Consider the following 13,137-nt stretch of genomic DNA (forward strand, 5'->3'; position numbering starts at 1 on the left):
ATAAATGAGTTCTTAATGATCGTCGTCCTTATAAGGAACGATCACTACAGGGCAAATCGCGTGTCTTGCCACTCCTTCAGAGACACTTCCTGAGATAAAATGATCGAATCCTGTTCTTCCATGAGTCCCGAGCACTATTAAGTCTGCCTGCCACTCATTAGCGGCTTCCAATATCTCCTTTCTCGGTTGACCCAACTTACTAATTTTTGTCACATGCTGTTCGCCATTCGGCCAAAGCGAGGCTAATCTATTTAATAAATCTGTTGATGCTTGCTCTTGCACCTCGTTAATTTCAGGTATATAAACCGGGTTGACACCCATGATTGGATCGACAGCCCCATAAGTACTGCTTGTTGGCGGATCGATGACATGTACCAAGGCTACCTCACCGTTGAAAGCTTGGGCTAAGTGATAACCATAGCGAACCGCTTTTTCAGAGTATTTACTGTCTTCAACAGCGATTAAAATACGCTGTGTCCTTATTGTTAATGATGAATCTATCATAATCGCTTTGTGTTGTTAACATATAACATTTGAGATAGATGAAAGTTTTGGTGTTTATGTGTGCAAAACCGATTGTATTGTAAAGGCATTTTATCTAAGTTTGCATATACAATGATTTGTGTGTACCATGGTGTATGGAATTTGTAATTTACCCGTCATACCGGTACGGGCTGAAGGCGGCAATAAAAGCGAAATTGTTTCTCAATTACTGTTTGGTGAAGTCTTTGAAGTTTTAGAAAAAAAAGACGAGTACCTATATGTTAAAATGGGATACGATGATTACGAAGGGTGGATTGACGGGAGGCAGCAAGTTTCGCTGTCAGCGGAAGACTTTAACGCTATACAAAATGAAGAACAGCCGATAGCAGACTTATCTACCCATGCGATGCTACTAAAGTTGGGTAAGGAGGAAAGCCTTCACTTGTTGCCTGGCAGCACGTTGCCTTTTTTGGACAACGATAGCTTCCGTATTAATGATACTGATTACCTCTTTCTGGGGCTATCTCGATTACCCGATTTGGAAGATTTTGAACAAGAAGCAGAAGATGTGCTTAGATTTTATCTGAACGCACCTTATCTTTGGGGCGGCAGATCCGTCTTTGGAATTGATTGTTCAGGATATGTCCAATTATTTTATAAGCATTTTGGTGTTCGCCTAAAAAGAGATGCCTGGCAGCAGGCAGAACAAGGAAAGACTGTCGACTTCCTTCAGGAAGGAAGATTAGGAGATCTGGCTTTTTTTGATAATGACGAAGGAAAGATTATCCACGTAGGGATATTATTAAATGAGTCTGAGATTATCCACGCATCCGGAAGAGTAAAAATTGATCAGATTGATAATACCGGGATATTTTCAAGAGAATCAAACAAGTATACACATCGACTCAGAATTGTTAAAAGAATTATAAATTAGCCGGCTTATTTTCCAGCTAATTTATAATGATTAATGATAACCTAATATTTTTAGTACTTGCTTAGAGTTTTGTTCTTCTCCAAAGACTTCAAAATTGAACGTTTCATCACGATTGCGACGAATGATCACATGTTTGGGAGAAGGGAGCAAACAATGATGTATCCCGCCGTAACCGCTTAATACCTCTTGGTAAGCACCTGTATGAAAGAAGCCCAAATATTGTACTTTTCGGGTTCTTGGCATAAACACATTATTCATATGTGCTTCCTGATTATAATAGTCCTGTCCGTCACAAGTAATACCACCTAAATTGACGCGTTCGTATTCCGAATCCCAATTATTGATCGGCAAAAGAATGTATTTCTGATTTAATGCCCAAACATCAGGCAAGTTTGTAATGAAAGAACCATCGAGCATCAGCCATTTTTCGCGGTCATTTTGCTGCTTTCTTCCTAACACTTTATAAAGGATGCCTGAGGCTTCGGCCACCGTATACTTGCCAAATTCAGTGATGATATCCGGCTCCATTACCTCATGCAATGCGCATATTTCTTTGATCCGATTAACGATTTCGTTAACCATGTATTCATAATCAAAGTCGTGTACCAATGAATCTTTAAAAGGCATACCGCCTCCAATATCTAAGGTATCTAAATCGGGATTTATTTTCTTAAACTTGCAGTAAAGTGTTACATACTTTTCGAGCTCGTTCCAATAATAAGGCGTGTCAGAAATACCGGAATTGATAAAGAAATGCAACAACTTGACTTTGAAATTCGGGTTATGAACAATTTTATTGTTGTAAAAATCAAGAATGTCCTCCATCCGGACTCCCAATCTAGACGTATAAAATTGCGAGTCGGGCTGTTCTTCGGCTGCAATTCGGATACCAAGGTTACAAGGCTCGTCTAATTCAACTTCGTCATCATAAAGGTTGAACTCCTCCTTGTTGTCCAACACGGGTATGATGTTTTTAAACCCATCGTGCAACATATCTACAATATATTGCTTATACTGGAAAGTTTTAAAACCGTTGCAAATCACTGTAATATCTTTCGATACAACTCCCTTTTTTTCCAAGGCATCGATCATCGGCATATCGAAAGCAGAAGATGTTTCCAGGTGAATGTCATTTTTAAGGGCTTCTTCCACAACGTGTCTAAAATGCGAGCTCTTTGTACAATAGCAATACTTATAAGATCCTCGATAGTTGTTTTTCAGAATAGCAGTTTGAAAGAGAATTTTCGCCTGTTGGATTTTTTTACTGATAATGGGAAGGTAGGTAAACCTTAGAGGGGTACCATATGTCTCTATCATTTCCATCAAGTTTAAATCATGAAAATAGAGCTCATCATCAATGATGTCAAATCCGTCTTGCGGAAAACCAACACTTAGGTCAAGAAATTCCTGATAGCTTTGCATTTATCTTAGTTAAAATTTTTGCAAAAATGTAATTTTAAATCGATATATAGCATCAGATTTTTATAAAATTGATGTCAAGAAAATAAGAAGTCTATTAGCTTGTTAAATAAGGCTTTTTTTAGGAGGTAAAAATATTTCGGCCATCATGCATCGAGCGCTTCCCCCACCATTCTTTTCAATCACATCAAGGGGGGAATAAAGCAACTGTGCATATTTTTCCAGACATTTCAACTGTTTTTTATTCAGTGACAAATAAGCTTGTTCAGACATGATTAACAGTAACTCATTGTATTTGTTTTTTATTTGCAGCATATTACCTGCGAAATGCTCCATTTGGTCGAGCGATATGCCAATAATTTCTTTCTCCGTCTGTGCCAAGCTTTTTATCACCTGAGCCCTTTGATCAAGCGATTTTATCGCTTCTTCACAAACTACTGCGAAGTTATTGCCTATACACATCATAACATTGGTATGGTAGATAGCGAAGCCGTGTTTATCCACGGCATCGAATATTAATGGCATGTAATGCATTTGTTTGCAAAATTCATATAAAGCGTCCGTCGAACTTCTTGGAGATGCGCACATATATGCAATATGATGATGCCGATCAAGTACCATGCTGCCCGTGCCCTCAAGAAAGAGGTGCTTATGCTCAAAGTGTGTGAGGTCAATCGTATTCTTTATTTCATAAATATTCGAAAGCATGTCAATAATATCCTGTCTTCTTTCTTTTCTGCGGTTCTCGGCGAACATTGGATAAAGTATAACAGAGCCATCTTCGTGAAAAGATATCCAATTGTTTGGAAAGATGGAGTCGGGCGTAAATGTTTCCCGTGTATCTTCAATTACCTGTACGTCCACACCGTTTTTCTCCAATAAGGAAACCATTCTTTCAAATTGAGCTAAGGCAAGCGTATGTACATCAGCGTTTGGTGTAGCTTGCTGAAACTTGTTGTTTACGGCCGTTTCTTCATTATAATTGAAGTTTACGGGTCTAATCATCATAATCTGGCTGGTAAGGCTCATAGGAAAGTGTTTTAGTGGATGTCATCTCGTAGCAAAGGCAGGCTCATGCAATGAAAGCCGCCGCGGGCCCTTGACAATTCCGCCGAAGGTAAGAGGATAAGCGTGTTTTCTATCTGATTAATATGGAGGATATCAAGTTCCAACTCTTCTATGACTTTGGCAACCTCCTTAACCTGAAAACCTTTCTCTAAAAAGGCTTGAATAGTTTTATCATTTCGGTCGTAACCTAATACCACACCTTCCTTCAAAGCAAGTAAATTACAAGAGTCTGTCCATTGTTCGCGCGCGTCAAAAGGGAAGACGTTGTTTCCACTATAGATAAATTGCGTTTTTTCCGTACTGTTTAAGTCGTTTCTACTTATATCATCCAAAAGTTCTTCCAATGATGAAAAACGTCTTGGTTTCAGGGTTTTATCGCTATAAAACTGAATGATTTCCGCTGTTTGCTGTTCAGGTTCCGTAAAGAAATCGAGTGGCTCTTCGTCCTTACTCGGGGTAGGTTTAGCCACGGATGCCAGAACAGCCCATACATTACGTTTTACTTGTGTGAAAATCGTATCAATATGCATAAAGTCGCGTTTTGCAGGGATCTTAATGACCGTTACCTTTTCTACTACTTTATGTTTAAAAAACAACTTAATAGCTTCATTGGCGCCATGCGGAGATGTCCGTTCGCTACAGCCAATAAGGACGTGATTAGAACTAACCACCATTACATCGCCGCCCTCCAATGTGGCGCGCTTTTCTTCGTCTTCACCGGGACGAAGAAAATGTTGTATAGGGTCGGGAATTTCAAGGATAGTCTCCTGAAAGTCTTTAAATATAGGATGGTTGAAGAATATATACCGCATGATCATGCTTTCACGGCCCCGCGCTTTTTTGGCGGGCTTATTGAGCAAAATAAAACGGTTAATAACGATGCCTAGATCACGGGTGAAGATAAGATTGGGGATGGGAGCAAAAATCATATGTTCGTCATCTAGTGATCCGGACAGAATAATTTTGGCTAATTTAATAGGGTCTTTTTTTGACAAGAGTTGCTGCAATCGGTAATTACAGCCTTCGATGGCACAGACTGCTGCGACAAGATTAGTTCTAACATTGTGATCTTCCAATATGTCTGCCAACAGTGATTGTACTTCAATCACTTTGTCGGAGCGATGGAATGCTTCCGCATCCGGTTTAAAGAATGCACGGTCTCGTTCCGGTGTATCAATATGTTTTAGCTTTCCTTTTATTTTTTGAGCGTCTAAAAAGTACAATAATAACTTTATATAATAGTCGTATTCTCCTTTTCTTAAAGTATTTAAATGGACAATGTCTTCAAAAAGCCAGTCTTGGGCTTTAGAGGGCACGACTTGTCCCAATCCACTGTCGGGACTATGAACAAGTAATTTGCGAAGCGTGCCAATTTCTGAATTGACGTTAATGAGCGGTTTCATGTGTGGTTTATATTACTAGGTATTATAGTTTGACCCGGTGGGTGTTCATAACCGATAGACTCCAAAATGCATCAGCATATCGGGATATGCTATGCATTGCTGCAAATTAGCGTTTATTTTTTAAATATAAAATTCCGATATTTTCTCTAAGTTTGGCGCATGAATTTTATTGCATCATTAACAGTTCAAGCTATAAAAGATTTATATCAAGTAAAAGTTGATGAAAAATCAGTTAACTTACAGGAAACCAGAAAAGAATTTGAAGGACAAGTCACTATTGTAACCTTTCCATTCACCAAATATTCGAAAAAGTCACCCGAGCAGACAGGAAGCGAAATCGGTGATTACTTGGTTGCCCACGCTGCTGAAATAGCTTCATATAACGTGATCAAGGGATTCTTGAATTTAAGTTTGACGGATAGTTTTTGGCTTCAGCTTCTGGATACAGAAATTTCAAAACCGGATTTTGGAGAAATTCCGAAAAACGGAAAACGTGTAATGGTAGAGTATTCTTCGCCAAACACAAATAAGCCGCTTCATTTAGGGCATGTGCGTAATAACTTACTTGGTTTTTCGGTTGCAGCCATTCTTGAGGCGGCCGGCTATGAGGTTATAAAGACTAATTTGGTTAATGATCGGGGTATTCACATCTGCAAGTCGATGCTTGCCTGGGAGAAGTACGGCAAAGGAGAAACACCTGAATCGGCCGGACTAAAGGGTGACAAGTTGGTTGGCAATTATTATGTGCTTTTTGACAAGGAATACAAAAAGGAAGTGGATTTGCTGAAGGCGGCGGGAAAAAGTGAAGAAGAGGCAAAGAGAGAAGCTCCCTTAATGTTGCAAGCACAAGAGATGCTTCGTCAATGGGAAGCCGGAGATGATGAAGTAATAGATTTGTGGAAACGAATGAACAGCTGGGTTTATGATGGGTTTGAAGAAACCTATGAAAAGATGGGGATAACATTTGATAAAGTTTATTATGAATCGAACACATACCTTTTAGGAAAAGATATTATCGAAGAGGGTTTATCTAAAGGTGTATTTTTTAGAAAAGAAGATAATTCTGTTTGGATTGATTTAACGGCCGATGGCCTTGATCAAAAACTTGTTTTGCGTGGAGATGGTACCTCCGTTTACATTACACAGGATCTGGGTACCGCTCAGTTAAAATACGATGATTATCGTATGGACAACTCCATTTATGTGGTTGGCAACGAGCAAGATTATCATTTTAAAGTGCTCTTTTTGATTTTGAAGAAGCTAGGTAAATCGTGGGCCGAAGGTCTTTATCATCTTTCGTATGGCATGGTAGATTTGCCTTCAGGAAAGATGAAGTCGAGAGAAGGGACCGTGGTGGACGCTGATGATTTAATGGCGGAAATGATTGATACGGCGAAGCTAAGGACTGAAGAGCTGGGAAAAGTGGATGATTTCTCGGAGGAGGAGAAGGGGGGGCTGTATGAAATGATTGGTTTGGGTGCCTTGAAGTACTTTCTTCTAAAGGTGGAGCCAAAAAAACGCTTGCTATTTGATCCCAATGAGTCCATCGATTTTCAGGGGCACACCGGACCTTTTATTCAATATACACATGCACGTATAAAATCGGTTTTAACAAAGGGCAACTATGGAACTACTCCTTTTAGCGTGCAGCCAATGAGTTTGGAAGCATCTGAGCGGGACTTGATTAAAGAATTAGCGAAATTTACGGACATTGTTAAAGGCGCTGCGGCGGATTATAGCCCTGCAGTGATAGCCAATTATGTCTATGAAGTTGCCAAACTTTATAATAAATTCTATCACGAGGTGTCTATCCTAAAAGCGGAAGAGAAGAGCTTAAAAGAATTTAGGCTCAACCTATCAGCAGCAACGGCAACCGTCATACAAAAAGCGATGAGGTTACTTGGAATTCAGGTCCCCGAGCGTATGTAGGGACTAATTTGTGTTTAGGGACTAACAAAATGGCTTGTCTGCTGTTGTTATGTTAGTCCCTTATATACAATATGGCCCTAATTTTATCATTAATCATTGTTTTAAGCTTTATATTCTTATTCTTTTATAAGTATCAGCCTGCAATTCCGGGTGCTTTAGGTACATTAAGTGTCTTTGGTGTATTTATTTACCTGTGCACGTATATCCAACCTGTAATTCAAGGAGAGAAAGTAATTGAGGCAGTTTCTTGGGTGCCTGAATTAAAGGTTGATATAGGTCTTTACTTGGATGGCCTAAGCTTATTCTTTGCTTTACTCATCAGCCTTTTTGGTGCTTTTATTCTTTTGTATTCCATTGAGTATATGAAAGGGAAGCCCAAAGCCAATCGTTTCTTCTTTTATCTATTCATATTCCTGGCATCGATGCTAGGGCTGGTTCTCGCAGATCACGTTATTCTACTTTATGTTTTTTGGGAGATGACGAGTATATCGTCTTATTTTTTAATTAGTTATAATAATCATAAAAAAAAAGCAAGAAGAGCCGCTTTACAAGCCTTACTGATTACCAATTTAGGTGGTCTTGCTCTATTTGTCGGGTTGTTACTACTCGGTCATCAATGCGGAAGTTTTCATTTATCGGCGATTATCCAAAATGGACAGACTTTGGCAGGAATGAGTACGATCATACTGCTTATTCTAATAGGGTGTTTTACTAAGTCGGCCCAATTTCCCTTTCATTTTTGGCTCCCTAATGCCATGGCAGCGCCGAGCCCTGTTAGTGCATATCTTCATTCGGCGACCATGGTTAAGGCTGGGGTTTTTCTTGTAATGCGTCTGAATCCGGTTTTTTCAACCGATATCATGTGGCAAGTCAGTTTGCTGGCCATTGGATCAATTACTATGGTATTGGGAGCGATCAAGGCAGTGAAAGCCTTTGACCTAAAAAGCATCTTGGCATCTATAACCATCAGTGCCCTTGGGGTATTGATGGCCTTGATTGGTGTTGGTAGTGACTTAGCCTTGCAAGGGGCTTTACTTTACCTGGCAGTACATGCACTTTACAAAGCCGCTTTATTCCTCGTTGCCGGCAACGTAGATAGGCAAACGGGAACAAGAGATTTGAGAAAGCTGTCCGGTTTATATCGAAATATGCCTTTTACCACATGTGCTGCCTTGTTGGCCGGCTTAGCTTTCGCCGGTTTGCCACCGGTCTTGGGTTTTGTTGTAAAGGAGAAGCTATATGAAGCTTTATTGGGAGGTGAAGAGTATCTGTATTGGTTTCTTATCGTTTTTATTATTACCAATGCGATTTATTTTATGTTAGCAGTGAAATTAACCTATGATCTTTTTTTCGGTAAGTCGGTTTTATCGCAAGCTGTTAAAGAAGTATCTGTTATAATGTGGGGTCCTCCTGTGTTCCTGTCGCTGATGGGACTCTTGTTTGGTATAGGGGGCGCTCATTTTGAGTCGTTTTTTACAGTTGCCGCTGAGACAACCATGAACAAGCGTGGCGCTCGGGAAATCGATTTGTCATTATGGCACGGATTTAATACCGCTTTTATATTGAGTGGTATAACCTGGTTAATAGGATTGGCCTTTTATGTAGGAGAGAGCAAGTTTAGGAGATTGGCGGAGATAACAAAATTGTTTTCTTTGGATCATGCATACCGATCTATTTTACATCATTTGCAATCCTTCACCTATGTAGTAACTCGTTTTTTTCAGCATGGCTTTTTGACGCGGTATTTAAAGGTGATATTCGTTGTCCCTATTGTCATGCTGAGTTGGATCTACATGGAGGGGAAACTTTTTTCGGAAATTCATTTCGACAATTGGAAAAGTTCATTCTCAGAGGTTTATGCCTTTTTTCCTTTACTTCTTATTTTTACAGGCACGTTGTTTATTTTAAGAACCTCTTCCCGTTTGCGTATCCTGGTTTGTTTGAGCCTCGTGGGATATGGAATCGCTTTATTTTATGCTGTTTTTAGTGCTCCTGATGTCTCCATGACGCAATTTTTAGTTGAGACGATCACGTTGGTGATTTTTACGATCGTATTGAACCGAATGCCGAAAAGTGCCAGCTTTCCCTTAGAGCCAAGAAAAGTATTGATTGCGGGTGTTTCCATTGCTTTTGGCATTATCATAACATGTATACTCATCAGCGTACAGCAATACCCGTTAAATCCTGCACTTAAAGATTTTTATATTCAGCATAGTGTTCCCAGAGGCCATGGAGAAAATGTTGTAAATGTCATGCTGGTTGATTTTAGGGCTTTTGATACGTTTGGAGAAATGGTTGTATTGAGTATGACTGCGCTTGGTGTTGTTGCACTAATTAATTTAAAATCGAAGGAGGACAAGTTATGAAGACTGCGATATTGCAAGCTGCCGTTAAAGTACTTATGCCCATCTTTCTCGTGTATTCGCTATATCTTCTATTCCGAGGGCATGACAGTCCGGGAGGTGGCTTTATTGCGGCTTTGGTATTATCGATCGGATTAATTTTTCATATGATTGCTTTTGGCGTGCCGGAAACGCAACAAACCTATAAGATTGATACAATGATTTTAACGGGAATAGGGTTGTTGCTTAGCTTTTCGTCCGCCATTTTGTCAATGATTTTCGGTGAAGGTTTTTTTTATGCGCTATGGAGCGATATCACTGTAAAGGGGATAGGCACAATAAGTTCAGTTCTTTTATTTGATATTGGCGTTTATATGGCTGTCACCGGGGCGATATTAAAAATTGCTTTTGCCATTTTTAACAGATAGGTTTATGATCATAGGAATCTCAGTTTTGACGGGTTTTTTATTTGCGGCCGGAGTTTACCTGTTATTACACAAAAGTTTTATGAAACTGATTGCCGGGGTTATTTTGTTTGGGAATGCCTGTAATCTGTTTTTATTAATTACCGGCGGTTTGGTAGACAGCCATCCTGCATTTGTTTCAGGAAATGATGGAGCGGTGCCCTTAGATAATATGGCGGATCCGGTTCCTCAAGCTTTTATTCTAACGGCTATTGTTATTAGCCTAGGTGTTCAGGCATTTGTAATCGTTTTACTTAAAAGAATCTACCAAACCAGTCATACCAATAATTTAGATGCTTTAACAGATACGGATGATGTTTAATGTCAATTCAATTTACCTTACGATAACGCCGCTCTTAATTTTTATGTTGGGTGGAATATTATGCTTGTTGTTTTATAAGCGTGTCAACATTCAACGGGCGGTTGTTTTGATTTCGACGGTGATTGCACTAATCAGCGGCGTAAAATTGGTAAAGGTATTGGCCCGTGAGGAGTTTTTAACCATGCAAGTTGGTGGTTGGGAGGCTCCGTTTGGTATCACACTCTTTGTCGATCGTTTTGCAGGACTAATGATCGCTATGACTGCTTTACTCGCCGTTAGTGCATCACTCTTTTCCTTTTCCGATTCCGTAATGCCTACGAGAAAAAAGCAAATCGGTTTTTACCCCGCTTTTATGTTTATGTTGGCAGGTATATCAGGGGCTTTTTTAACGGGCGATTTGTTCAATCTATATGTTTGGTTCGAGGTTATGTTGATATCATCGTTCGTGCTTATTACACTAGGTAGTAAAAAGGATCAATTACAAGGAGGAATTAAATATGTAATCATCAATTTTATTGCTTCATCGTTCTTGTTGTTAGCTATCGGTATACTCTATGGTACAACCGGTAATACCAACCTTGCAGCCTTAGCAGAAAGCTTACGGGACCCTGCTCTTCAAACTGTGACGCAATTAGCAGCGGTTTTGTTATTAGCAAGCTTTGGGATTAAGGCAGCGCTGTTTCCTTTTTATTTTTGGTTACCGGCTTCTTATCACACGTCGCCTATCGCTGTTATGGCTATTGTAGCGGGTTTACTAACGAAAGTAGGCGTTTATACGATGATCCGAACGTTTACTTTATTGTTTCCTCTACAACAATATCATTATTTGCAGGTTTTTATACTTATTATTTCTAGTCTTACTATGTTGATGGGCGTGTTCGGAGCTATTGCTCAGCGCGATATAAGAAAAGTGCTGGCTTATAATTTAATAAGCAAAATTGGATTTATAGTTTATGGTTTAGCGGTATATACACCCGCCGCGGTTGCCGGGGCTATTTTTTACACACTGCATCATATGCTGGTTAAGACCAACCTTTTTTTTGTGGTTGGTATCATAGGAAAGGCCAGAGGTTCTTATCGCGTGAAAGATATTAATGGTTTATACGATCACTTTCCGCGCTTGTCTTTTCTTTTTTTTGTACTCGCACTAACCTTGGTAGGTATACCGCCATTTTCGGGTTTTTGGGGTAAGTTTATGTTAGTGGATGCCGGCCTCTCTGTATACGATTATCGTTCTGTCGCACTGCTATTAATAGTCAGTTTATTAACCTTATACTCGATGATGCGTATCTGGGGAAAATGTTTTTTAACAAAATTCGATACGCGATTGGAACAATTGATCACGGAACGTGTTTTTATGAAAGAATATTACCAAGTATATATCGCAAGCGTTTTTTTGTTTCTTGTAACGCTATGGATCAGCTTCAGTCCATCATGGCTGATTGAGTATACACAAAGAGCCGCCGAGCAGGTATTGACACCGAGTGGCTATATTAACGCGGTTATGCAGCGATAATGAATTTTTAATCTGAGTACGCATTCATACTTTGCTAAGAGAAATTATGTTCATTTTATTTATTATACATTTATTGGTAAGCTTTTACGCAAGTTATTGGATACTTGAGAAAATAACCTTTGTTCCGGAAACGGCGGGTGGCGCCTTGTTAGCTTTTCTTTTTTCTTATACCGTTTTTTGGGGACTGTTATCCGTTTTTCAACGGCGCTATTTTAAACTGGTAATCCAGCTAATGTATCTTTTAAAATACTTCATTAAAGAATTTATTCGTTCCAATGTGCGTTTAACAAAAGAGATTATTACGCCAAGGATCAATTTACGACCAGCGGTAGTAAAGGTACCTTTATCGCTTCATTCCGATATGGAAATAATGATTCTCACTAATATTTCAAATCTCACGCCCGGCACTTTGATCGTTGGAATTTCGGACGATAAGCGTTACTTTTTTGTGCACACCATTTATCTGGAGGGAGGATCGTTGCCAAGCTTCAAGCAATATATGCAGGAAGGATTTGAAAAGAGACTGCTTCAGATTGCAGCCCTTTCGAAAGGCGTTAACACGATCCAAACGTCAGGAAAGGGCGACAATGAAGTCATGAAGAAAATAAACAAAACGAAGAAGCAATGACTATTTTTTCATATATTTTGTTGTTTTGTGTCTGCTTACTTGCTCTTTCAGTTTTACTCGCTTTATATAGATTTATTGTAGGGCCGAGCATAGCAGACCGATTATCTGCTCTCGATTTAATATCTGCCTATTTAATCGGGTTACTGGTCATATATGTAATGTTTACGGACAAACTCATTTTTTTTGACGTTGCCTTGGTTTTTTCCCTGATCGCATTTTTGGGGGCCATATCATTCGCCTATTATCTTGTAAACCAAAGAAAGTAATGAACAATTTAACCTTAATTATCAGCGCCATTTTAGCCGCGCTTGGTTCTTTTACCATGTTCGTTTCGGCAATCGGTTTATTACGGTTGCCCGATTTTTATAGTAGACTGTCCGCTGTTACGAAAAACTCAACTTTAGGCGTGCTCTTGATTATCGCTGCGGCTGTATTTTATTTCAATAACATTGAGGTACTATTAAAAGGGCTCGGCATCATGTTTTTCATATGCCTAACCTCACCAACTGCTGCTTATGTAATAGCGAAAGCGGCTATCCATATAAATGTTCCATTCTGGTATAAAACGAATCTAAAAGACTTTCAGGATGATCGTAAAAAGGAAAATTTAAATGACAACCATTAAAAGT

Annotated in this window: 13 protein-coding genes; 9 read left to right on the forward strand and 4 right to left on the reverse strand. The window is 39.3% G+C overall.

Features of this window, described 5'->3' with window-relative positions; all coding sequences use genetic code 11:
* Positions 1-12 precede the first annotated feature (12 nt).
* Positions 13-504, reverse strand: coding sequence for a universal stress protein (locus ACH11B_RS16765; protein WP_013666268.1), 492 nt, complete (start codon positions 502-504; stop codon positions 13-15).
* A 127-nt stretch (positions 505-631) separates the two neighbouring features.
* On the opposite strand from ACH11B_RS16765, the gene ACH11B_RS16770 reads away from it, so the two are divergent.
* On the forward strand, positions 632-1,417 hold the full coding sequence (locus ACH11B_RS16770; RefSeq protein ID WP_013666269.1) for a C40 family peptidase: 786 nt from the start codon (positions 632-634) through the stop codon (positions 1,415-1,417).
* 30 nt (positions 1,418-1,447) lie between these two features.
* Here the strand turns inward: ACH11B_RS16770 and ACH11B_RS16775 are convergent, their stop codons facing one another.
* From ACH11B_RS16775 to ACH11B_RS16785, 3 genes are all read right to left on the reverse strand, one after another.
* Positions 1,448-2,839, reverse strand: a complete 1,392-nt coding sequence (locus ACH11B_RS16775; RefSeq protein WP_013666270.1) for an arginine decarboxylase — start codon at positions 2,837-2,839, stop codon at positions 1,448-1,450.
* Between the two features lie 102 nt (positions 2,840-2,941).
* Entirely contained in the window at positions 2,942-3,865 is a 924-nt protein-coding gene (ctlX, locus tag ACH11B_RS16780) for a citrulline utilization hydrolase CtlX (protein WP_377609360.1), read from the reverse strand.
* An 11-nt stretch (positions 3,866-3,876) separates the two neighbouring features.
* Entirely contained in the window at positions 3,877-5,307 is a 1,431-nt protein-coding gene (locus ACH11B_RS16785) for an arginine deiminase family protein (protein WP_013666272.1), read from the reverse strand.
* 159 nt (positions 5,308-5,466) lie between these two features.
* Between ACH11B_RS16785 and argS the strand changes: the two genes are divergently transcribed.
* The 8 genes from argS (at position 5,467) to mnhG (ending at position 13,133) form a co-directional block, all read left to right on the forward strand.
* Complete coding sequence (gene argS, locus ACH11B_RS16790; protein WP_130857349.1) at positions 5,467-7,236, forward strand: arginine--tRNA ligase; 1,770 nt, start codon at positions 5,467-5,469, stop codon at positions 7,234-7,236.
* A 71-nt stretch (positions 7,237-7,307) separates the two neighbouring features.
* Positions 7,308-9,602 (forward strand): hydrogen gas-evolving membrane-bound hydrogenase subunit E, encoded by a 2,295-nt coding sequence (gene mbhE / locus ACH11B_RS16795; protein WP_377609358.1) that lies wholly within the window; start codon positions 7,308-7,310, stop codon positions 9,600-9,602.
* Entirely contained in the window at positions 9,599-10,006 is a 408-nt protein-coding gene (locus ACH11B_RS16800) for an MnhB domain-containing protein (protein ID WP_013666275.1), read from the forward strand. The genes mbhE and ACH11B_RS16800 overlap by 4 nt, the downstream gene beginning before the upstream one ends.
* A gap of 4 nt (positions 10,007-10,010) precedes the next feature.
* On the forward strand, positions 10,011-10,364 hold the full coding sequence (locus ACH11B_RS16805) for an NADH-quinone oxidoreductase subunit K (protein ID WP_013666276.1): 354 nt from the start codon (positions 10,011-10,013) through the stop codon (positions 10,362-10,364).
* Positions 10,354-11,880 carry a proton-conducting transporter membrane subunit gene (locus tag ACH11B_RS16810; RefSeq protein ID WP_130857351.1) on the forward strand — a complete coding sequence of 509 codons (1,527 nt, stop codon included), beginning with the start codon at positions 10,354-10,356 and terminating at the stop codon, positions 11,878-11,880. The genes ACH11B_RS16805 and ACH11B_RS16810 overlap by 11 nt, the downstream gene beginning before the upstream one ends.
* A gap of 46 nt (positions 11,881-11,926) precedes the next feature.
* Positions 11,927-12,508: a Na+/H+ antiporter subunit E gene (locus ACH11B_RS16815; RefSeq protein WP_149105641.1), complete on the forward strand. Its 582-nt coding sequence runs from the start codon at positions 11,927-11,929 to the stop codon at positions 12,506-12,508.
* A complete protein-coding gene (locus ACH11B_RS16820; RefSeq protein WP_013666279.1) occupies positions 12,505-12,774 on the forward strand; it encodes a monovalent cation/H+ antiporter complex subunit F in 270 nt (89 codons plus the stop codon). Before ACH11B_RS16815 ends, ACH11B_RS16820 begins: the two co-directional genes overlap by 4 nt.
* The gene (mnhG, locus tag ACH11B_RS16825; RefSeq protein WP_013666280.1) at positions 12,774-13,133 is read left to right on the forward strand and encodes a monovalent cation/H(+) antiporter subunit G; all 360 of its coding nucleotides are present in this window, start codon (positions 12,774-12,776) and stop codon (positions 13,131-13,133) included. Before ACH11B_RS16820 ends, mnhG begins: the two co-directional genes overlap by 1 nt.
* Positions 13,134-13,137 lie beyond the last annotated feature (4 nt).

This window comes from Olivibacter sp. EAT-5 (genome assembly GCF_044784325.1).
Lineage (GTDB): Bacteria > Bacteroidota > Bacteroidia > Sphingobacteriales > Sphingobacteriaceae > Olivibacter > Olivibacter oleidegradans.